The organism is Bacteroidota bacterium (genome assembly GCA_016718825.1).
Classification (GTDB): domain Bacteria; phylum Bacteroidota; class Bacteroidia; order J057; family JADKCL01; genus JADKCL01.
Genome location: JADKCL010000007.1, coordinates 16201 through 39634, shown reverse-complemented (window position 1 = coordinate 39634; position 23434 = coordinate 16201). Strand labels below are relative to the sequence as shown.

General features: G+C 52.7%; 15 protein-coding genes. 5 read left to right on the top strand and 10 right to left on the bottom strand.

Translation table 11 applies throughout. The features are described 5' to 3' along the window. Positions 1–557 precede the first annotated feature (557 nt). Positions 558–902, top strand: a complete 345-nt coding sequence (locus IPN95_09720; protein MBK9449681.1) for a hypothetical protein — start codon at positions 558–560, stop codon at positions 900–902. 301 nt (positions 903–1203) lie between these two features. Here IPN95_09720 and IPN95_09715 read toward each other — a convergent pair whose 3' ends face one another. Further along, on the bottom strand, positions 1204–1548 hold the full coding sequence (locus tag IPN95_09715) for a DUF4372 domain-containing protein (protein MBK9449680.1): 345 nt from the start codon (positions 1546–1548) through the stop codon (positions 1204–1206). A gap of 1434 nt (positions 1549–2982) precedes the next feature. On the opposite strand from IPN95_09715, the gene IPN95_09710 reads away from it, so the two are divergent. After that, complete coding sequence (locus IPN95_09710; protein MBK9449679.1) at positions 2983–5223, top strand: T9SS type A sorting domain-containing protein; 2241 nt, start codon at positions 2983–2985, stop codon at positions 5221–5223. Positions 5224–5717: 494 nt separating this feature from the next. Here IPN95_09710 and IPN95_09705 read toward each other — a convergent pair whose 3' ends face one another. Together IPN95_09705 and IPN95_09700 are read right to left on the bottom strand one after the other, a co-directional pair. Continuing rightward, positions 5718–6230: a hypothetical protein gene (locus IPN95_09705; GenBank protein ID MBK9449678.1), complete on the bottom strand. Its 513-nt coding sequence runs from the start codon at positions 6228–6230 to the stop codon at positions 5718–5720. A gap of 538 nt (positions 6231–6768) precedes the next feature. Continuing rightward, the gene (locus tag IPN95_09700) at positions 6769–9573 is read right to left on the bottom strand and encodes a T9SS type A sorting domain-containing protein (protein ID MBK9449677.1); all 2805 of its coding nucleotides are present in this window, start codon (positions 9571–9573) and stop codon (positions 6769–6771) included. Positions 9574–9885: 312 nt separating this feature from the next. Here IPN95_09700 and IPN95_09695 point away from each other — a divergent pair, with 312 nt between their 5' ends. Further along, the gene (locus IPN95_09695; protein ID MBK9449676.1) at positions 9886–11376 is read left to right on the top strand and encodes a hypothetical protein; all 1491 of its coding nucleotides are present in this window, start codon (positions 9886–9888) and stop codon (positions 11374–11376) included. Positions 11377–11530: 154 nt separating this feature from the next. On the opposite strand, the gene IPN95_09690 is transcribed toward IPN95_09695, so the two are convergent. The 7 genes from IPN95_09690 to IPN95_09660 form a co-directional block, all read right to left on the bottom strand. Continuing rightward, on the bottom strand, positions 11531–11803 hold the full coding sequence (locus IPN95_09690) for a T9SS type A sorting domain-containing protein (protein MBK9449675.1): 273 nt from the start codon (positions 11801–11803) through the stop codon (positions 11531–11533). Continuing rightward, positions 11800–12528, bottom strand: coding sequence for a hypothetical protein (locus tag IPN95_09685; GenBank protein ID MBK9449674.1), 729 nt, complete (start codon positions 12526–12528; stop codon positions 11800–11802). The genes IPN95_09690 and IPN95_09685 overlap by 4 nt, the downstream gene beginning before the upstream one ends. A 128-nt stretch (positions 12529–12656) precedes the next feature. After that, positions 12657–13238 (bottom strand): T9SS type A sorting domain-containing protein, encoded by a 582-nt coding sequence (locus tag IPN95_09680; protein ID MBK9449673.1) that lies wholly within the window; start codon positions 13236–13238, stop codon positions 12657–12659. A 19-nt stretch (positions 13239–13257) separates the two neighbouring features. Then, positions 13258–14310, bottom strand: coding sequence for a PQQ-like beta-propeller repeat protein (locus tag IPN95_09675; protein ID MBK9449672.1), 1053 nt, complete (start codon positions 14308–14310; stop codon positions 13258–13260). A gap of 146 nt (positions 14311–14456) precedes the next feature. Continuing rightward, on the bottom strand, positions 14457–14909 hold the full coding sequence (locus tag IPN95_09670; GenBank protein ID MBK9449671.1) for a hypothetical protein: 453 nt from the start codon (positions 14907–14909) through the stop codon (positions 14457–14459). 22 nt (positions 14910–14931) lie between these two features. Next, the gene (locus IPN95_09665) at positions 14932–15516 is read right to left on the bottom strand and encodes a hypothetical protein (GenBank protein MBK9449670.1); all 585 of its coding nucleotides are present in this window, start codon (positions 15514–15516) and stop codon (positions 14932–14934) included. Positions 15517–15746: 230 nt separating this feature from the next. Beyond that, positions 15747–16148, bottom strand: coding sequence for a hypothetical protein (locus IPN95_09660; protein MBK9449669.1), 402 nt, complete (start codon positions 16146–16148; stop codon positions 15747–15749). A 263-nt stretch (positions 16149–16411) separates the two neighbouring features. Here IPN95_09660 and IPN95_09655 point away from each other — a divergent pair, with 263 nt between their 5' ends. After that, positions 16412–18781 carry a T9SS type A sorting domain-containing protein gene (locus IPN95_09655; protein ID MBK9449668.1) on the top strand — a complete coding sequence of 790 codons (2370 nt, stop codon included), beginning with the start codon at positions 16412–16414 and terminating at the stop codon, positions 18779–18781. 649 nt (positions 18782–19430) lie between these two features. Further along, complete coding sequence (locus IPN95_09650; GenBank protein MBK9449667.1) at positions 19431–23357, top strand: response regulator; 3927 nt, start codon at positions 19431–19433, stop codon at positions 23355–23357. The last annotated feature ends 77 nt before the right edge of the window (positions 23358–23434 follow it).

Genomic DNA, 23434 nt, shown 5'->3' with positions numbered 1-23434 from the left:
TACAGACGCTACCAATCTTGTTTCCATGATTTCTGCAATTGCTGACCGAGCTGGATGGAGGGCCGTTGAAGGAGGTGGAATTTGGTGAAGGGTTCATCGATGCTTCCGTCAATGGGTCAAATTGTCTGGTGGATGACCTGATGGTCAGATGCTGGGTGGAAAGCGCCATTTCTAAGCATCTCAGCCACGAATAAGGTTGTCGTTGCGCAGCGGTTCAGCCCCCCAGTAATACCCTAGAAACAATTAAATATGGGCGTTCATACCCATGAACGTCAAGTAAAAAAAACGTCGAGGCTTGTGGTCCGAGGACAGGCCCAGAAAGGAAGTTGGCATCGTCGATAGCAGGCAGTCTTATCGCGATTGGTTCTTGATCTTTTGGTTTCAATCCTAACATTTCTTGGCAGCTTTGTTATCAATTGTGCTCCACTTGCGATATCGAGGCTATTTCATTATTTTGGTCATTGAGAATCATTTTTCTCGTGTTTCCGATGAAAATCCAATTTTCCAAGGGTTCAATTGTTATCAGACATTCAATTTTCCAATTGATTGTTTTGCTCATGTCCCTTTCATCCTGTGAGAAACAAGATCGGTGGCGGAATTATTCGGAAGACGAAAAAAAGAGTCTTCAGGATAGCTATCGCGTATTTGTCGGGACAGAGTTTCGAATGAACATTGACCTTATTATTTACGAAACTTACAAACGCAAGCAACGACCTATATGGTTTTCTGGCAAAGTCTTTAATTATGAAACTAGTCCAGAATTGGATTCGGCCAGAAAATATAAGAGCAACTATTTCGACTTTTCCAAATGGCCTGAAATCAAAATAGCTTCAGACTATGAAATGCTCTACTACTTTGAAGAAGGTGATGTTCTGAGAGGAAACGAGGAAATTGTGATTTGATCAACGCTTCCAAGGACAATAAATCAATCTCATTGTTTTTTCCATATCGACACCCATAATGAGTCTGACGAATACCGCTCGTTCAAAAAAAAGAGTAATTCCTCAAACTATCTGGTATCCCTTGGGATGGCCATTCGAACCGCGGAAGGCGGCATCTTCTTTGACGACTGACACTTCTGCAGGTGGTACCGTAGGCTAGTGCCGTGAATACACCTATCCCGATACTCAGGAGCAATATGCTGGCCCTCTACCATCATGGCGGCACTAGGAATCAGTTTCATCGAGTGTTCAATTATTCCGGTCAACCTGTACCACTATTGGGGGCATTCGTCGAATGCGGATCTCGGTTGTTGGCGGGGTTGTAGGTTCCCGCGTAGCGAAGGGCTGCACCCTTCGCTAGGGGATGTCGCCCTTTCAGGGCTTTGGAGGACGGTTTTTTGGCCTGAGATGGCGCTTTTTCTGAGTGAGTGTTGAAGCCCTTCGCGATGGGAAGGATTCGAATCGCGGTCAGGTGCGTCCAAACATCAAGGCCCTTGCTGGCAAAGTCGGACTTGTGCTGCGCGACCTCCCTCTGGAACAAATTTCGGGGAAGGATGCTGATCCTTTGGGCGAAAATTGTAATATTGATTGTGGGCGGGATGACTATTTTTGTGGTGTAGCGGGAAGGTAGGCATTATTGCTTGTCTTGATGACTGTTTTAGAAATTGTTTTGGAGGGAAGTGAGTATGAAACGACTAGCATTCTTGGTTTTGGGTGTTTTGCTCTTCACAAATGTTAAAGGGCAATCATTGTTGGATGAGGGATTGTTCCTGAAATTCGAGTATTGTATCCAAGATTTTTTCGAGCATGAATTTTCCAAAACGAAGGATAGCCTAAGTATATTGTATGGAAATTATTCATATCCCTATTTACAATTAAACGAAATGGATGAAAATGGATATTTTCCGTACGTTTTTTTTACCCCCCAAGCCAGGATGATAACAAGGGGATTCCCCAACGACCTTGGCGATTCTTCCGACAACCCTACGACGAATACATAAACAATATTCGTTCTCACATTGCAAATTCGGACTGTCCAGTGATTCGATTTAGCGGAATTGAAGTGTTTGTCAATTGTCCATGGGAAAGTTGGTTGGAACTTTACTTTGATAGAATCTTATACAAAGATTCGGCTTATCTCACACCCTCAATCGAAATCCTTCAATCAATCAATGGTAAAATTACTCATATACGGCTTTTGCTGGTTTGCGAATATACGAACTCAGGGAACTTTACAGTAAAGAATAAATATGTCGTCAGGAGAAGTGTAATATGCCAGTGAATTAAGCAACGAAACGTAGGAATTCTATTGAAAAAAGCCTGTAACCATCCGCCAAACCCCGATCCCAACTGGCTTTTAAAACAAAATGCCTCACCGGAGTTTTGGCATTCACTACCTCTTTTTGCTAAACGTCGCTCAGAGGGCCCAATTCGAAGGCAGTCCATCACCATCGAACAATGGCAATCTTGAGGAGACCCGGCAGAGCCGAAAAAACTTTGGGGGTTCGCTGCACCCGAGGCTTCCACCTCGGGCTACCGATAGACGGCCCATTCTGGGCGAACAAACAAACGGCATTTTCAGAGTAGGCCTTCGCTGCGCGGAACGCGGTACCGATAGACGGCCCATTGCCTGCGGCGATCTAAAGATTCTGGGCGGGAAACCAAGACTGGTAAGTAATTATTTTCTGCCCTCATTTAACCCATTCCAGCCCAAAGCTTACCACCTCGGGGGCCTCGGCCAAAACGAATCCCGGTTATCGGCGGGGTCATTGTTCCCGCGCAGCGAAGGGCTGCACCCTTCGCTAGGGGATGTCGCCCTTGCAGGGCTTTGAGGGAGGGGAAGTAGGCCAATCTGCTCATTTTCCGTTGTTTGCATCCAAAGGGTACGCTATGTCGAAGAACTTCACTCAGTCGGGATAATGGCCGTTAATGAGCAATAGTTGCCATTGCTGAAGTTTTGCTGTCAAATCGCTTTAATTCATCTACCATTGTGCCATCGCACTTCGTAGTGCATTTATTGAAAGTAAATCAAAAATCTAAAATGAAAAAGAATCTGCTTTTACTCAGCATGGTATTGCTATGCATGACGGCGACGTTTGCGCAAAGCAATGTGTCCTACAATATCAACAATGTTCCCATCGGTGGAGCCTACAATACGGCTTTTGGTTTTCAGAGCTTGACGTCTGCTTCGGGGTCTAGAAACAGTGCATTGGGTTATGAAGCGCTGAAAGCCAATACAAGTGGCATCTTCAATACAGGGATCGGTGAGCATGCATTGACCGCCAATACGTGGGGTGCCTACAATACTGCCGTCGGGAGCCAAACGATGAATGCCAATAGTACGGGTATTGCGAATACGGCCCATGGATACCAAACCTTGTACAGCAACACGAGTGGAAACTACAATACGGCGAGCGGATTGGTTTCCCTACAATACAACACCACAGGGTTAAACAATACCGGGCATGGCGCGGCCACACTCCTGACGAATACGATCGGCAGCGGGAATACGGCCCTCGGCTTTTATGCGGACGTGACGACCAACAATTTGAGCAATGCGACTGCGATCGGCAATGAGGCGAAGGTGAGTGCGAGCAATACGATTCAGCTGGGGAACAATGCCGTCACAGCGGTGTACGCAGGTACAGGAACGACTGCCAAGCTGATTGCAGGTGGCCTTCAAGTCACAGGTGGCACGCTTGCGGCGGGCAAGGTGCTGGTTTCCGATGCGCTGGGGAATGCGACTTGGCAGACATTGGGAGCAAGCGGTAGTGGTTGGTCGTTGGTGGGCAATGGCGGCACCGTGGACGGTACGAATTTCATCGGAACGACCGACAATGTGCCGTTGAATCTCAGGGTAAACAATCAGGTGGCTGGCCGCATCGAGAGTTCAGCTAGCGGCAACACCTCCTTTGGATTTCGGTCCGGGAACATGCCTGGCGGCTCTGGCGTGAAGAATACTGCGATTGGATATTATGCACTACAAGCGAACACAAGTGGCCGTGAAAATGTGGCGAATGGATACTATGCCTTGCGCTACAATACGACTGGCAACCACAATACTGCGATTGGGTTTGCAGCAATGGAAGCTTGCTCGACAGGCTATCAGAACACTTCCACGGGCTATGCGTCCATGGCCAACAATTGGAGTGGCTTCGAGAATACTGCAACGGGTTCGTACGCACTTTATTACAATACGACAGGCTACGAAAATACAGCCACGGGATATCAAGCCATGCACGGAAATAGCATTGGCAGCCATAATACGGCAATGGGGGGAGCAGCTTTGATTGTCAGCAGTTCAGGATCAGAAAATGTTGCCATGGGTTGGGGAACATTGTCATTGAATAGTTCTGGCAGTCAAAATACGGCCTTGGGCTGTATTGCCTTGGGCACCAATACAACCGGTACCCAAAACGTGGGGCTAGGCTACCTTGCCAATGTCAGCACCAACAACCTCACCAATGCATCGGCTGTTGGCGCCAATGCCGTGGTGAATGCAAGCAACAAGGTGCGGATCGGCAATACGACGGTGACCGTAATAGAAGGTCAAGTGGCCTTTTCGAATCCATCGGATGGTCGGTTTAAAAACAATATCAGCGAAGAGGATGTGAAGGGTTTGGATTTCATCAACCGCTTGCGCCCTGTCGTTTACAACCTGGATACGCGGAAGTTCCAGGAATTTTTGACCAAAAACATGGCCGACAGCGTACGTGCGATCTATTTGGACAAGGATTTTTCGGCCTCGACTGCCATTCGCCAAAGTGGATTTATTGCGCAGGAGGTGGAGCAGGCAGCCAAGGAAATCGGCTATGATTTTAACGGGGTGCATGTTCCACAGGATGAGAATGACAATTATAGCCTCGCCTACAGCCAATTTGTAGTGCCGTTGGTGAAGGGAATGCAGGAGCAGCAAGGAATGATTGAGGCGCAAAATGTTACGCTGGCAAAGCAGCAGGCCCAAATCGCGGCATTGCAGCAGCTTGTGGCGGCTTTGGTGGATTCGCCAGCAGAAAAGGGGGCATCTGTCATGGATGAGGTTGTGGATGTGGTGGCGATCTATCCGAATCCAACCGCGGGAAGCTTTACGGTGTACACGCAGACATTGGACGCGGGCAGGATTGAGATTTCGGATGTTTCCGGGACTGTTGTACAGGCGATGGATTTGGTGAAGGATGTCTATTCTTATGGTGTCGATTTGTCTGGTCAGGCCAAAGGGGTTTATTTGGTACGGGTTATGGCTGAAGGCAAGGTGATTACCAAGAAATTGATTCTGGAATAAATGGAAAATCAGTCGTATGCAGGTTTGGCGTGTCCCATATTGGGCCGCCACCTGCAAATGGCTGAATTGACTTGGCGGCAGTCTGATGTGTTCATCCAATTTTGTGCTGTATTCTTGCCACCCTCCTTCGGCGGACACGGCGAAGACACCAAGACACGAAGCCGGGGAAAACCGCAAAGGCGCCCCGCTCGCTGGACAGGCGCCGAACCGCAAAATTACCCAGCCTTGTACTTTGATTTTTCCATCCTTCCCCCGTGCTTCCGCTCCGAAGGAGCCGTCTGTTGGTAGCCTGATGCGTAAGCGTCAGGTTACGGAAATCGGTTACAGTAAACGCTCCGAAGGAGCCGTCTGTTCTTGGGAATGGTAACGAGAATGGTCAACAGGCGGCCCCTTCGGGGCGCATGTTCGAAGGGGGCCTCTTTACCCGAGGCTGCCGCCTCGGGCTACCGATAGACGGCCCATTCTGGGCGATGACGAATCAGCAGTTCTCCACATCACTCCCCAATCCAGCGCTTGGTACCCGCGACTTGATCGATTGCTTTGGACAGCTCGAACAGCCGCATGGGGCCGTCACCGGCATCCACGATGCCTTTGAACTGCCCGGCGATCAAAATACTCACCCCCAACATGGGGCCATCAGTCCAGAAGGTTTTGTATTCATTGTGCAGCGCAAAAAAATTGATCCGGTAGAAGGCTTGAATCAATCTGCGCACCTCGGCCGGATCGACCTGCGCGGTTTGGTGGCCTTCCACTTCCACAAATACTTCGCCATTGTACTCCACCCAACCGTCCCCGCGAACATATACCGTGTAGGCAGGGCAAGAACCGAAGCAGGGCGTGCGCGTGAGGGTGATTTCGGCATCCAAATAGTCGGCGTCGGTCAGGTGGTCGAAGGGGGCGGGTTTCAAACGGTTGTCGCGCTTGACCATCCGGCGATGGGCCCTCGATTCAAGGCGGAGGCGCCAAGGACGCAACTTCAGCTCCCAAAAATCGCTCCATTTACCCATGTTCCTTTTTTTGAGTGTTAAAGATAGGGAAGGGAATTGCAGTATTTGGCTCGGTTGGGCTGTAATTTTTCCATCCTTCCCCCGTGCTTCCGCTCCGAAGGAGCCGTCTGTTGGTAGCCTGATGCGTAAGCGTCAGGTTACGGAAATCGGTTACAGTAAACGCTCCGAAGGAGCCGTCTGTTCTTGGGAATGGTAACGAGAATGGTCAACAGGCGGCCCCTTCGGGGCGCATGTTCGAAGGGGGCCTCTTTACCCGAGGCTGCCGCCTCGGGCTACCGATAGACGGCACCTTCGGCGCGGAAAACCAACCACCAAACGGGTATCTTGACCGTAGGGTTCTGTTGCTCTGAATGGGCTACCGATAGACGGCAATCACGTGCGGCGGGCAGGCTCTTCGGCGCGAAAAAACCAACAAACGGGCATTTTTACCGTGGGCTTCCGCTGCCCGGCACCTTTAGACGGCCCATTCTGGGTGAACCCGGATCACCATTGCGGGTTATCAAGCCGTGCGAGGCTTTGCCTTTTGGGTGATGCCACATCAACGCATCCCCACGCACTTCACGACCTTGCTCCAATTTGCGGCATTCACACGGCAGAAATAGACGCCGGTGGGCAATTGGGGGAGGCGCCATTGGTGGTTGCCGGATTGGAGTTGGCCTTCGAAGAGGGTATGAACCTGCTTTCCGGTGGCGTCGTAGAGGGCGACGGTGACGTTTTCTTCATTCGGCAGGGAGAGTTCCACCTTCGAATTTACTTGCAAGGGGTTGGGGAAGACCGTCAATTCGGCAGCTGTGATTCCATTCGAAGGGGAAATCTCGACGGGTGGTGGTCCCGTGATGGTGGCGGACCAAATGCCGTAGCCGTGGGTTGCGATGACGGTGCGGCCATCCGACGGACGGTAGTCGATCATGTCCACGACGGATTTGCCGAGGGTATTGGCGGCAAGTTGTGTCCATATTGTGCCAATGCCATTGAGGCTGTCGGTGGCATACAATCCGGTGCTTGTGGCGGCCAAATAGGCGTCTCCGCTCGACAATGGCAGGATTTGCACCCATCGGATCGAAGGGCCATTCCCTGTTCCCGTCGAATTTGCCTCGAGGTTGCCGCCTGCCTTGACCCAGGTGGCGCCGGCATTGGCGGTGTACCATATACTGTAAACGCCATAATTCGAATAGACGGCCACGACCTTGTCGCCGTCATCGGGATGCACGGCGAGGCAACTGACAAATCCGGCGGCGGGCATGGTGGCAGCGGCGATGGAGGTCATCGTGGGGCTACCCGTGTCGGCGTCATCAATGCGGTAAATGGTTTTGGAGTCCGTACCTACATAAATCCGATTCGCAGGGGTTTTGGAAATGCCAATCGCGGTGATTTCGGGGCCGTTGGGCAAGGTCACCGCAAGTTGGCTCCAATTCGTCGTGATGCTGTCCCAACCGCCATTCATCGGGATCGTGGAGAGGTCACTGTTGCGCCAGATCGATTGCCCCGCCGGAACGTAAATCACATTCTGATTATTAGGGTCAAAGACATAAGGATTGATAAATTGATACCCCGTCGCACCGATCGGGTCGATCCTTTCGAAGGCCGTCACAGTCCCATTCGCGTCGATCGCACATTTGGCCAATACGCCCAATTGTTTGGAGAAATAATAGGTGCTGCCGCCATCCGCAATATGGCAATAGGAGCCGTCGCCGCCTGCCACCCATTCCCAGGGATCGGTCGTGGCCAAGGTATTGTTCCAGTACGAACCATTGTCTTGCAATCCGCCGACAATCAGGTCACTGCCGGGCGTACCGTGGTCGAGGGCAACGGTGTAAAACTGCGAAACCTGATAGCCATTGTTGAGCGAAGTCCAGCTGGGCGTGGTGGCCGTCACGTCGTCGCAGCGCCAAATACCGCCGTCATTGGCATTCCAGAGGACATTCGGCTGATTGGCATCCCAAAACATCACGTGCTGATCGGGATGCTGATTCGGATACAAACCATTGTACAATACCGGCGTGCCTGCCCCGACTTCGTAGCCGCCGATGTGCGTGGTATTGGTGCTGTCGTTGAAGGCCGTGGTCGAACGGTAAAGATTCGTCCCGCCGAGAATGACCATATTGGTATCGACCGGATTGACGCTGATGCATAAGTTGTAGCTTCCCTGCACGACAAAATGGTCAAATGGGCCACCGGTCGCCGGAATATTTGCGGTCAGATTCTCCCACGCGCCACCTGCACCCGTGCCATCGCCGCTGATGTACGTGTAACGGTAAAGGGCATTCCATTCGGGTGTGCCTTGGAAATCGCGGGTTTGTTTGCCGGATGCCGGATCGACGGATGCGAGCAGGAAATAGATGCGGTTTTCGTCGAGGGGATTGCAGGCGCTGACGATGCGGCGGTAGGTGGTGGGCATAAAACTCGGGCTGATGTCGCGCCAAGTGGTGCCGTTGTCGCTGCGCCAAATGCCCTTGTGCGTGCCCAAATGTGTGCCGCCGCCATCGTAGCTGCTCAGTCCGGCATACACCTTGCCCGAAGGGGTGGTCATGACGTTGGTGAAGTAGGATAAATTCGTCGAATTGCTGCCGCGCACCAAGGTCCAGCTTGTGCCGCCGTTGGTGCTGCGCATGATGGCGCCGAGCAATGCGGCATAGACGACGTTGTTGACGGTATCTGCCTGGTCCACAGCGACATTCCAGGTAGCGTCCCAGACATTGTCAAACGTTTGCGGTGTCCCCGAATTGGTGCTGGAAATGACGGCCCAACTGAGGCCATTGTCGGTGGATTTGAACATGCCGGTGCCGAGGTAAAAGGCGCTGCCACCGCTGGCAGAGGTCCCATAAGCTTCGCCGGAAAGTGCATACCAAGTGTCGGTATGTCCGGGGCGAATGTCTTGCACAATATGGTTCACGCCCGGGTGCGCTGCTGCGGCGGTCGTGCGCGTCCATGTGGCGCCTGCGTCGGTGCTGCGCCATATTCCGCCCGAGACGCCGCCGGCCAACAGAATTGCAGGGTTGGCAATGTCCTTGGCAAAAGCACGCGTACGTCCGCCGAGGTTAAAAGGGCCAAGCTGTGTCCACGGGGCATTCAGCGAATCGACCTTCTGGGTGAGGTCATTGGGCAGGTTGTCTGCGAATGCCAATTCGAGGGCGCGAATCCCGGCGGGAATGTTGCCCGTTGCCGGATCGGCGAGACGCTTGCGTTCCCAAGCCTTGCGGGCAGCGCTGTTCTCCATCGGCGCGGAATACAATGCGCGGAGGTCGGTGGATTTCGCCGGATGCGGTTGCGTGACCGGGGCGAATGCAGCAATGGCAGCGACGACGGTCGCGGCTGCAAAGAGATGGAGTGCGTATTTTTTCATCTTAACATTCCTGAAGTTGGGATTCGGGACTGTGAAGATAGGGATTTTTTTGACTGGGGTTGTGGGGTAGTCTGGCCACCAAGGCACCAAGACACCAAGCTATTAAGTGAGCCCGCGGCATCCTGCCGCAGGGCTATCGAACATTTGCCTCCGGCGAAAAGCAAAAACCACTCATTATAAACAAACTACTCCATAAGCAAACATTCAACGGCCCTACAGAAATATGACACAAATGCAGCGGATTTTTCACAAACTCCCCTTATTTTTAGGCACTTAAATCATTACCTTTGCATTCAATTCATTGAAAGAAACATGAAACATTCACTCCCTTTCCTTTTCGGTTTTCTCTTCTTCATTTCCCCCCTGCACGCGCAGACCCTCAAGCGCATGTCGCGGGCGTCAGACGCGCCCAACGTTTCGACGGCAACACCCTTCGAAGTCGGCGCGGACATTTTTGAGCAATATGGCTGGGCAAAACCACAAATTTCCGGTCGGGAATTGCCGGCTTCCGGTGGCGAGGTCAAGGTCAACTTCAAAGGCAAAGAACTCACTTTTTCCAAAGGGGCAGGTGACCAAATCACCGTCAAGGCCGCGGATGGCAAAGTTTTGACCGCCACTGCAACGACAGATGACAAACGCTATTTTGATCATCGCTCCGTGGTTTGGGTTCCGCGTACCGTCTCGCGTTATTATCCGAGCTACACGATGCAATGGTACTCCCAACCCTATCAGGCCTCGCGCATGGTTGCGACATCGAGGTACAACCCATCCACCAAAAGCACGCAAACGACCTACCAAACGCAGTTTTATACCGCCTACCGTGGAGCATATCGACATGTCACGACTTGGAACTGGACCACAGTCACGGAATTGCAGCCTAAAATTATTCCTTCGAAGCATTATTCCTTTCACTTGGGCGACAATCAGGACTTGACGGTATTTGAAAAAGAGGGAAAACACTATTTGCAGAATCCCAGCTACATGTCGGCCAAAGGTGCGGACGGTGTCAATTGCGTGCTGCTGGATTTCAACGCGAATGGCTCCTATTTTGATCCGCAAGACAGGGTGATGTGGACGGCATGGAATCCCTATGACAAAGGTTCCAAATACAAGGAGGTCAAGGGATTCCGGGGAAATGCCTGGTATTCCTTGTTGGATTTGGAGGAATCGAGTTTGGTCACCCTTTCGGAGGAAAACGGGAAACTCAAAACCGAGTCGATCAACAGCAAATACGCACAATCCAAGGGCAAAGGTCAGGTAGGTTTCCAAGGTTTACCGGAAGGTGCCACGCTCAAAGTGAATGGTCAACCCGTGCGTCTCAACGCCAAAGGAAAGCCGCTGAATGCGGAATATGGCGAGTTTCACTATATCATATCCGTTCCCGGACACGAGGATGCGAGCGGAAAGTTTGTGGTGGATGAAACACATCCTTCACAGCAGATCCAATATCAATTGACAGGACCGGCGGCGGCTGCAAAATTCGTGAACCCGACCCAACCGGAATACTTTATTACGGTCACGAATCCGCAGGGTGAAATGCGAACCTATCAGTCACCCTCACAGCTGAATCTGAGCCTCGGTGTCAATCAAATCGACATTGAAGTCAGCGGTGCACTGCTTTCACGTGAGGTGACCGTAGCTGCCGATAAACCCTTCGAATTGGACATCACCGCTGAATTCAAGAAGGATGCGACATCCGTGACCGAGGAAGAAGCAACCACTCCCACCGACAGTTTGCAGACCCCACCCGCGCAAGTGCCCACGAAGGCTGCGCCCGAAAAAAAGGGGCGGGGTGGGAAGTAGGAGGTTTTGTTAAATTCAGCCGGCCTATTTGCCTTTGAGCTCGGACCTTAACGCAAGATCACCTTGCAATCTGGAATCCATTTCGCGACTTGCCTCCAAGTCTCTTCGATGTCCACGGGAGTCAAGGCCAACACATGCAAACCCAACAGCAACCTCATTCCTTTACCAACGTCCCCGAATCCACCAAATTCCCCTTGAAATCCAAAACACGAAACAAATAAATCCCAGTGGTCAAACCTTCCATCGAAACAGCGGTCCGTACCCCGTCCAATGAGAACCTCCGAAGTTCCCGCCCGGCTACATCAGCAATCACAAAATGCCTGGCTTTCAGATTCGCAGGCGCAGTGACCGTCAAAAAATCGTTGACTGGGTTGGGAAACAGCACAATACCAGATTCAGCCCCAATCCCCTCGGCGGTAGAATTCACATTAAAAGATCGTACCGCGTCGCGGTAAAAGTAGAATTGGACGTTCCTGCAATGCGCTCGCGCACAATCGTAAAATGCGGGAGATAGCGCCAAGTTTCATACCAACTGTAGGTCTCGCGGTAATGGGCTATTCCCGCAATGGTCATTGTATCCAAAGTATGCAACCTCACCACATTTTGCACTGTCATCGAAGGCAACATCAGGGTTCCAAATCCATCATACGAAACGGATCGAGCCCCCGAAAAATAGACATTTTGGCAATTTCGACCTCCATAAGTATCGTAAAAAGCATCCATGAAATTCATCGGACAGACTACTTCCAAAGCAGGATCGCTGTATTTGTTGCAATCCTGCTGCGAATAATGAAACCCGTAATAGGTGATCGCATTGGGCAAATAGGCATAATACTTGAAACTGTAATTGAGATCAAAGTTCGAAGCAATATTGGCAAAAAGGAAAAAGAACCCGTAAGGCGTATTCTGTGGATAATAAAACCCTTCAAAATTCGCCATTGAACTCTGCGTTGCCAAATTTGAATAATCCCAGACAGCATTGGCACCGCCCACTCCTGCCGTGACACCAAAGGTGTCGTATTGGATGGTATGGTAATTGATAAATTCAGCGTTGATGAATGTGCGGTTGCACATGGTGATCGTGGGCTGGGCAAGTGCTTCGCACGGTGTGAGAGCGAGTGTGAGGGTGAGTGCGAGGAGGACTGATTTCATATTGAAATGTATGGTTTTTGGGCTGAGTTTTCGCCACGAAGGCACCAAGACACAAAGATGTACCGCTTATCCCTTGGTGTCTTGGTGCCTTGTGGTGGCCAGAAATTGAATTCTAAAGTTCGTCCCCCCTACCGCACAACCTCGATCTTCCCGGATGTGCTTTCCCCACCCTGCAGCAAGCGCCAGAAATACATCCCGGGAGCCATCTCCAATCCGACCCTTTCGCCGATATTGTAGGCTGCCTCCGCGGCGACGATCCTACCTTGGAGGTCAAAAATCGTCAGTTTTGCGGGCTCCGTCGTGTGAGATGGCCATTCAAAGCGAATGGAATTCGTCGCAGGATTGGGATAAGCGGTGGCTCCCGGTGCAACCGGTGCTTCCACGCTCACTTGGGCGCAGCTTGCCGCAATGTCTTGGTCGGAAAGGTAGCCGCTGCGTTCGACGTCTTGCCGGAACATCCGCCATTCGGGGCAGCCGGTGGCATTTTGGCCGCCTTCGATGCAGAAGGCGACGCCGACATTCTGCGAATCCGGGAAATAGGTGCCGTAGCCTGCGACCATAAATACATCCATCGTGCCATTATGGTCAAAATCGGCAATGACAGGGCCGTGGTCCACATCCCAATAAGGCAAACCCGACGGCAACAAAGGGTCAGCATCAAAGTTCCAAATCAATCCCGTAAAGGGTTCGACCGCAATGACTTCGCCCATATAATGTCCGGATACACAATCAAGTTTGCCATTGCCATTGATGTCGGATATTGCGACGCCCCTGAACGCCGAAAAGACCAAGCGGATAGGACCAATCCAAATTGCCCGTTGCTCCATCGAGCAGCCCGATATGGTCGTCGTAAGGGAGGATGTAATCGTTGTTGGAATAGACGATTTCCAAGGCGGGATCATTGTCGAAATTGGCGCAGGAAAGGGCCGAAATGACGTTGGTGAGGCCCGTGACTTCCCAAAGTACCGAACCGTCCTCTGCATTCAAGGCCCGAATGGCGCCGGCATTGTCACCGATTACATATTCGAGTTTGGTATCGTTGTCCACGTCTGCCAAAACGCCGCCATGGTAAGCATAATATGTGGCCGCGGTATCGAATTTGTAATTCGTCCAGAGGGTGTCGTCGGTGGCGTAATCGTAGGCCCAAGTATAAAATCCACCATTGTTGAAGTGGTTGCAGGCGATGAAGTCGAGGTCGCCGTCGCCATCCAAGTCGCCGATGGTCGGTTCGGTTTGAATCGCACCGATCCCGGGTGCAAAGATGACGGTGCGGTTGAGGCTGCCATCTTCGCCGTTGAGAATGCGGACTTGGCCGGAGAAGTTGCCGAAGAGGATCTCCGGTTTGTTGTCCCCGTCAATGTCCGCAACGGTGGGTGGCGAATCGCCTCCACCCGAAGGCATCGACCACAACAGGCGTCCAGTGCGGGCATTGATGCAAAAGCAGGTGGGGTTGCAACTGCCGTTGATGAAGACGTCCAACGTATCGTCCTGATTAAAATCATAAATCAGCGGCGCCACATCACCGCAGCCACCGATGTCAAAAGTCCAGCGAACGGTGCCATCTTCGGCGTTCAGGCAGTGGGCCTTGCCGTCGGCGGTATAGGTGGTGAAGATGATTTCGAGGAAACCGTCTTCATCCACATCTGCCGATGCTGCCGAACCAAAAGATGGCGCAGGCAATGCGTAGGACCAGTTTAGGCCAGGAAATGACTGGGCGTAAATGAGTGTGAGAGGGAGCGTGAGTGCGAGTGTGAGAGCGATTGAACGCAGACGATTTTTCATACCTAGTGATTGAATAGTAGGCAATATAATGATTTTGCCGTTTTTTTGGTTAGAATTTGGCCACGAAGGCACGAAGACACGAAGGAAAGCATTTCACCTTTGTGCCTTTGTGTCTTCGTGGCAAGATTTTTCTACCCGAATACCTATTAGGAGACTTGATCCAAAACCGACCAAGTCCAAAATGTATAATGGTATTCCCGCTCGCTGACCTTGTACTTTGCATGGCAATGTTGGCATTCGCAGGTATAAAAATCAACATAATAGCCGTCTGCAAATTTGGTTTCCAGGATTTTCACATGACCGCGTTCGGATTCCTGATGGGGATTGTCGAATTGTGTGGCGCCGTACAATTTGCAGAGGCAGGCTTCTGAATCACGGACATATTCGATGCGGCGAAGGGCATTCTCAAGGTGAACGGAATTGGGATGCAGCAATCCGCCGAGGTCAATGCCCTTGGTTTTCTCCCGAATTTCAGGAAGCTGTTGGGCCAATTCCAGCAGCATCGGGCGATCCCAACTGTTCAATATTGCACCGGCAGCCGACCAGATTTTGGTGGCATCGCGAGAGAGGAGGTCATTCAGCAGTGTCGTGGATTCCATCGCTTGTACCAAGGTAAATTTCTCAGACCCGAATTTGCCGTTGCAAGTCGAGCAGGCGCTGATAGACCGATTGCACGTTGTCAATCATTTCGAGGCGGGGCCCTTGTTTCACATACCTTGCGGGTCCGCGGCTCGAATTGAAATTGTGCGAATAGTTCAATGCGCCAGGCGTACTGATATCGGGACGCAGCAAAATGGTCCCGCTGCCATCCGCCTTTTGTTCGAGCGTCAATTCGGCGAGACTTGCAATGGGAATCGATTCGACTGTCGTATTGCCCCCACCCGTGCGGATGATGACACGCTCGCGGGTGAAGGCATAAATGGTTTTGGCCCGACGGTTGGCATCTGCAAAAAAACGTCCGAATACCAGATATAGTCCGATGAAAACGAAGGGAACGCCAAAGAGCACAAAGGGAATTGGCGCATCCATTGAATAAGCCATTACCACCCAAAAGATGCTAAAACCGCACCAAACAATGCTGAACGGGATCATAACTGCATCCGAGGTACGCAATTTGATCCCCGTTTGCGGACGCGCAGCCCAGAGGATTTCTTCCCCCGAACCCAGCAACGGCAGCAATTCCCTTTCTATGTCGCGGTCGATCATTTTCCTTCGAATTTTGTAGCCTCGAAAATGGCGGTTGATTCAAAGATAGGGATTTTGGGGATGTATGCGAATGGGGAATCAACAAGAAGCACGATTGGAATACATCATTGATTTCCAATCCCGTTGTGTAGGGATCCCGAGAATCGGGACGACCTGTCCCTACACAACGGGGATAAATTACGATCACGATTACAAATTGCATTAGCAGGGACTAATTGACCAACAACAAATTACCATTGCCCCGTAGGTGAAATCAGCAATTCGATCTCACATGGTAGGTCGTAAAGCCACTGATATGTGTTCAAGGACGCGGAGGTAAAAGGTTGCAACAGCCCAAGCATTTCTTCGTAGCTGGATGGCAATAGGTCGCAATAAAATTGAAACGCATCTTCGGTGGAAATGCCAGCATCATGATCGGCAATTCGCAAAGTCAGCCGACAATTCTCAGCTTGGACAAATGGCAATGAATCAAGGACCAGTGGCTCCATCGAGATCAGCAAGGTATGCCGAATGGCCGATTGCAAACCAACGACCTCCGCTGGCTCAAATAAATAAAGCCGCATCACATTCATCGAATTGGTATTGACATCACTGCCAATCGGTGAAATATGTGAAAGGAATTGAAGTTTCATCAGCTGTAAATAAATGCCTTGTGCGTTTAAGTTCCACTTGATGTCCAGCTCAACTGGCGAAAAACGTAACTCTAAACGCTTGGCAGGTCTGCAAAATCATAAAGGTAAACCTACCGGCACCCAATTGCGAACCACTTGCAAATAAATTCCGATGGGCCTTGCGCCACTCACGCTCCTTTTCCCTATCTTGTTTCTCCAACTTCAGGTCGATTGGGCCTCGTGCGTCCAACTTGGATGAACTACATATTCAAAAATTGAAAAGAATGATTCAAAAGCTACATCTCAAAACGTTTTGCTTGCTGCTCCTGTTCGCGGGAATTCTGCCAACAGGCTTGTTTTCCCAAGGCCCTTGCGCCACACCGAGCAATGTCACGGCTACGCCGGGCATGATTTGTCCCGGTGACGTTGCCCAATTGAATGCTACCTCCACGGGCAATAACATCGATTGGTACACCGTTGCCGTAGGCGGCTCTCCCCTCGGCACAAGCGCGAGCGGCGCCAATTTTGCCGTTTCACCTTCAGGAACGGCAATGTATTATGCCGAAGCGGTTTCCGGAGCAAGTGGGACCAATACCTTCAACTTCACCGGTGGCGTGCAGACGTTTACGGTTCCTGTTGGCGTGACCTCGATCGACATTCAAGCCTTTGGCGCGCAAGGTACTGCGGGCACCCTCAATGGCGCACAACCCGGCGGCACCGGCGGACTCGGCGGCAGCGCTACCGGCACATTGGCGGTCACCCCGGGCCAAGTTTTGAACATCTATGTCGGCGGACAAAATGGCTACAATGGAGGTGGTATTCCCGGCACACCGGGTCTTGGCGTTGGCGGAAGTCCCTCCTTCCCGAGCGGCGCTGGCGGCGGTGCTTCTGATGTGCGTTTGGTCGGAACTGCCTTGACCGATCGCGTCATTGTGGCGCCCGGTGGTGGAGGTGGCGCAGGTGCTCCTCAAGGTTCATGCTTGCAAGGTCCGGGCGGATCCGGCGGCAACGGTGGCGGCACGTCCGGCGTCAGCGGTACCCAAGGTGCCGGCTGCGGCAATGGCGGTGCTGGTGGGATTGGTGCAACGGCAAGCAATGGCGGCAATGGTGGAGCTGGCAATTCGAATTGCAGCACTTCTGGCGTGACCGGTGTTACAGGCGCCTTGGGCGTGGGTGGAAACGGCGGCAACGGCGTAATCGGATGCGGCGGCTATACCGGTTCGGGCGGCGGCGGCGGTGGCGGCGGCTACTATGGTGGTGGCGGCGGCGGCGGTGGTGCAGGTGGTGGCGGCGGTGCTTGGGCTGGCGGCGGCGGTGGCGGCGGATCGGCCTACATCGGTGGCGTGACCGGCGGCGCAATTGCTGCGGGCGTACGCACAGGCAATGGGCAAGTGATCCTGACCTACAATGCCGCAACCTGTACGAATTCAGTAAGGGTTCCCGTTACAGTTGTCGTGGACAGCGTTGCGCCGACTGCTGTTTGTCAGTCGCTTACCTTGACATTGGATTCGACGGGAAATGCAAGCACCACCGCAGCCGCAGTGGACAATGGCAGCACCGACAATTGCGCTGTCAATGGCCTCACCTTGAGTCAGACAACGTTTACCTGCAGCAATGCGGGCGCCAACACGGTCTTCTTGACCGTCACGGATGTCATGGGAAATTTTTCGACTTGCGCAGCGTCGGTGACGGTGCTCGGTCAGGCAATTACGGCGACAGCAACAACAGATACCACGGCCTGCGGATTCAATGTGAGCTGCGCCAACGGAACGGATGGGATTGCAACAGCGAATGGATTCGGCGGATGCCCTGGCTACACCTATCTATGGAGCAATGGTGCGACTTCCTCCATCGCAAGCGGCTTGGGGGCGGGCACCTATACCGTAACGGTAACGGACTTTGCCGGAACGACTTCCGTGGCGAGCGTCACTTTGACGGCTGCACCTGCGATCGTGACGACGGCGACTTCGACCTTGAGTTGCCCGAATGGCACCGAAGGCAGCATCGACCTGAGCGTTTCGGGTGGCAGCACCTGCCTCGGCGGATTTACCTATCTCTGGGACAATGGCGCCACGACCGAAGACCTCAGCAATGTCGGTCCGGGCAACTACGTGGTCACCGTGACGGATGGCAGCGGCTGCACGAGCACGCATACCGTCACTGTCAGTGCCTTTGTTTTGAATCCGACGATTTCCCAATCCGGCAATACGCTCACATCGGTTCAAACTTGGACCACCTACCAATGGCTCCTCAACGGTAGCAACATCAGCGGCGCGAATGCCAACAGCTATACCGCCACGACAACGGGAAGCTACTCCCTCTCCGTGACCGATACCAATGGCTGCACAGCGGTGACCGACACGGTCAACATCACCATCGTCGGCATCGCAAATCAGCTCGGCGAATGGGCTGATTTGGCGCTGTATCCCAATCCGACGGATGGGGAAGTTTGGTTGCGGACGGCTTCGCCGATCGGCTATGGCGTGACGGTGACGGTCCACGACATGTTTGGCCGCCAGATTTTGGCGCAGCAGGTTTCGGAGCTTGATCATGCAATGAAGCTGGATTTGCGCGCCGTGGCGGCGGGGACTTATGTGGTGGAGGTGACTTCGGAGGTTGGACAACGGAAGGTGTTTAGGCTGATTGTGGATTGAGGTAGATTCAACCTCAAAGGTGCCCCGCTCGCGGGACAGGCGCCGGCGCAAAGAGCCGCAAAGTCAAATGAAACCCGACTTTGCGGCTCTTTGCGTTCTACTATAACAAGACACTAAATTACTGAACAGTAGCAATTTACAGCCCTTGGCTTTTCCGCCCCGAAGGGGCCGTCTATCGGTAGCCCGAGGTGGAAGCCTCGGGTGCAAAGCGGCCCCCACAGTTTGCGGCCCGCCCTGGCGGGCCGCCTATTCAAAAGTCCGTCAGATCAGCAACCTATTGGGTTGCCATCTGTTTCGAAGTTGGGGCACAAGCCCCCGTGTACTTCGCCGTTGGAATCGGGCGGGAGAACCCCTCCTGATCCACGAATTCGAGTGTTCGCTTCAAAAAATCGAGGGAAATCCATGCGAAGGTGCTAGCTTGCCTTTGATTATAGGCCAGAAAAGGATTTGGCCTTAAGCTGTTTCGATCATCAACGACGTCTTCAGATTCAACCGTTTTTGTCGAATGCAAGGCTTGGTTCTGAGACACCTATCCTTGTTCATAATCCTTTTGGGCTTGCACCTACCCTATTGGGTTGCGGGTCAGACGAGCCCAGACAATTTTTTCATCCAGCACTATTCTCTCGAGCAAGGATTGTCGTCCAGGTCAGTGAAATTCGCCGCACAGGATGCAGCGGGTTTTCTGTGGATCGGTACCGGCTATGGGCTCAATCGCTTCGATGGCTATTCCTTCCAACGTTTCTCGAAGGAGGAAAGTGGCTTGAACGGAAACAACATCATCAACATCCGCTGCCTGAAGGACCATACGCTTTGGTACGTTTCGGCAGAGGGCGGACTGGGGCTAATGGATTGGCATACCCTCCAACCGCTGGAAACCAAGCGCCCGGAGCTGAATTTCCCTTTTGATCCGACCAAGATCGACATCCTCGTCGCGGTGAATGATTCCGTCATCGTTGTTTCCAACCATCCCGGCGAAAATTGGAGATGGTCACCCGCCGATGGCTGGAAAGCTTTTGGGGAACGCAACCTGGGTCGGATCGATGGGATCATCGAGGTTTCCGAGAATGGCAGCCATTTTTTCCATCGCGGGGAAGGGCTGTGGTATTTGCCGCCCAAGGTATTGGATCGTTCGAAGGTGGTCTTGGCGGGAACGATGCAATTCTTGCGGCCATGGGACGGAAACGGCGTTCTGATACGCTTGGTCGATGAGAACGATGGACAAAGAGGGGGACACATCCTGCGCGCAGACCCTCAGGGCGTGCATGAAATCGAATCGATGTCACAACAGCTGAAGCAGGCAGTTGCGCCTTACGAGGCCGCGGAGATGTTACAATGGCCTCCGTACTTGAGTCGGGCGCATGACGGTTATTATTTATTCAATGAGAAGCGGATCGACTTTCTGGATGACCAGTTTCACATCGTGGAAACGAACATCTTGCAAGGGGAATCATCGCGTTCATTTACCACGATCAATCAAGTGATTACCCTCGGCAAAGTTGCATTGGTCGTCACCAACAATGGTTTTTTCATCCTCAGCCGCAGGCCGCGCCATTTCCGCAACTACCTCACCGGTTCGGATGCCGTCGACAGGATCAGCGTACGGGACATAGACCGGATCAGCGACAGCCTGATCGTAGGTACCTACATGGGCTTTTTCATGATGTCCCCAAAATCAGGGGCGACACGTCATCTGAAGATCGGGAAACATCTGGATGATGAACCTTGGAACTTGATGGGCCTGAGCATCAGCAACAGCAAGGCCGATGATGGCAAGGCCAAATGGCTCGGTGAATGGGCCGCCACGCTCTGGAGTCCCCATCAAGGCGTCAAAAGATATTGTCTCGTGCCGGATGGGTCTGGTGAAGTCAGAAACGTCATCGAGGAACCCGGGGGCAAAATCTGGATTTGTACCCTGCTCGGCGGCCTTTTTACAGCGGATCCCCTCGACAAGGAGGCAAAACATGCTTTTGCCGACACGCCCGAAGACCCGCTCAACCATACCTCAGTCTATGGCATGGAAAAGGCAAGCAATGGAAACTGGTGGATTTGCAGCAGCGAAGGTCTTGTGTCCTACGATCCACGCACCCGTCAAAGGCAATGGTTCCGGTTCACCCCGGCAGGCCAAAAACCTTCCGGTGTAAGGGTCTATGACGTCCATGAAGACGGTGAAGGGATGCTCTGGGTCGGCACACAAAACCGGGGCCTGATCAAAATGAACATTGCCACCGGGGAATGGACTGCTTACGGACACAAGGACGGTCTCAGCAATGAAACGATTTACAAAGTCGTCGAGGACAAGCATCAGCGGTTGTGGTTGAGCAGCGACTATGGCCTCATGTCCATCAGCAAGCTGGATGGAAGGATCAACGTCTATCACAAGGAAGATGGCATCGGAGAGGAAGAGTTCAATTCGGGAGCATTCTTTGAGGATCCGGATGGGAGGTATTATTTCGGGACGGTAAACGGGATTGTATCCTTCCACCCCGATTCGATTCAGCCCACCGCACAGGTTCAGCCTCCTTTTCGGCTCATTTCCATCCGACAATTGCAAGGCGACAGCTTGACTGCCGCGACGGCGCAGGCATGGAAACCCGGCGAAACGCTGGAGTTGCCTTCGTCTGGAAACGACGTTGAAATCAGCTTTGCCTTGCTCGATTGGGATGCCCCGGGGCAGGCGGCCTACAGCTACCTTGTCGAGGGACAAAGCGAACGCTGGAAATATACCTCCGAAAACACCATCCGCATCGATGCATGGCCGTCGGGGGATTTCAAGATTCGCATCCGTGCACGCACCCCGCGTGGAAACTGGTTGCCCGAGGAGATCGTGATTCCGGTGCATGTGGCCCTGCCATTTTATCGCAGCATCTGGTTTATCCTGCTGGTGGTGAGCTTGCCATTTTTCTTCGTTTATGTCCGATTTCGCAACTTGAAACGCAGAAGGATCGCGCTGGAGCGGGAGGTGGAGTCGCGCACAGAGGTAATCCGAGAAGACAAGGCCCGTATCGAGCAGCAAGCACAGGAATTGGCGAAGCTCGACGAGGCCAAGTCGCGGTTCTTCGCCAATGTTTCCCACGAACTGCGCACACCGCTCACGCTGATCCTCGGTCCGATCAATGCGGCATCCCAAAAGCTGAAATCCGACGATCCGGTACAACACGACCTCAGCATCGTCAAGGAAAACAGTAAAAAACTGCTTTCATCCATCGAGGAAATGCTCGACATTTCCCGGCTTGAAAAGGGCGACTTGGTCCTGAACCTCGGTCCGGTGCATTTGGGACGATTTCTGGAGGAATTGACCCTGCCCTTCAGCGAGGAAGCACATCGAAGGGGTCTCACTTTCCTGCGCAAGGTCGAATGCAAGCCCGACCTTGTGATTCAAGCCGACCACAAGGGGCTGTGGCGCATCCTCACCAACCTGCTTTCCAATGCTTTCAAGTTCACCGACAAGAATGGAACGGTGACATTGGAGGTCCTGGAGACCCAAGACAACATTTCGTTTTCCGTGAAGGATACGGGAAAAGGAATCGCCGAGGCGGAGTTGCCGCTGATCTTTGAGCGGTTTTACCAAGCCGAGGAAGGCAAAAAATACATGGCGGGCGGCTCCGGGATCGGCCTCTCGCTGGCCCGGGACTACGCCGAATTGATGCAGGGCCACATCGAAGTGGAAAGCAAGCGCGGCGTAGGTTCGGAGTTTGTTTTCACCATGCCCAAGGTTTACGGCGCGTTGAACATGGATGCCTTGCCGCTGGATCCTTCGCAACTTGCAACAACATCCGACCTCGAGAATCTGGCCCCCCCGGTACTCAGCCGGCGGCATTCCCTGCTCATCGTCGAAGACAATCCGCAGCTTGCGACCTTTCTCAGCTCGATTTTGGCACCCGATTACGAAATTTTGCTGGCAGGCAACGGGGAAGAAGCCCTGTTGCTGCTGGCTGAACATCGGGAAATCTCACTGGTGCTCACCGACCTGATGATGCCCGTGATGGATGGGTTTTCCTTGATCCATCGCTTACGGACGGACCCACGGTTTTTCTCCATTCCGGTGATGGTGCTCACCGCCCGCAGCGGCCGTGAAGAACGCCTCCTGGTGTTGCGTGCAGGCGTGGACGACTACATCACCAAGCCATTCGACGAGGAAGAGCTGAAGATTCGCATCCTCAACTTGCTCCATCACGTCGAGGCGAGAAACACGCTTGAACCCGAAGGCAACGATGTGGACGAAGCAGAAGAACCGGGCCAAGCGCTCAGCCCTGCAGACCTGATTTGGCTCCAAGCCATCGAAACATTCGTCAGGGAACGTGTCACCGACACAAGGCTGTCCACAGACCTTCTCGCAGAACAATTCCATCAGAGCGTCCGCACATTTACCCGGAACCTGAACAAGCTCACAGGGATGGGGCCCGGGAAATACGTGCAAGAAATCAGGCTGCAAGTCGGCCGCGAATTGTTGGATAGCGGCAAGGCGGGATCCATCAAGCAAGGTGCACTGATGTCAGGCTTTGATACCCCTGCCTACTTCTCCAAACTTTTCCGGCAACGCTTCGGAAAGGAGCCCTTGGCAAGAGGAAACATGTAATTTCCTTCGCAAAGACACGCTAAACGCCCTTTTTTGGCAGAATTGTTCACCTTTTTGGCAAGATCGTTCAGGCCTGC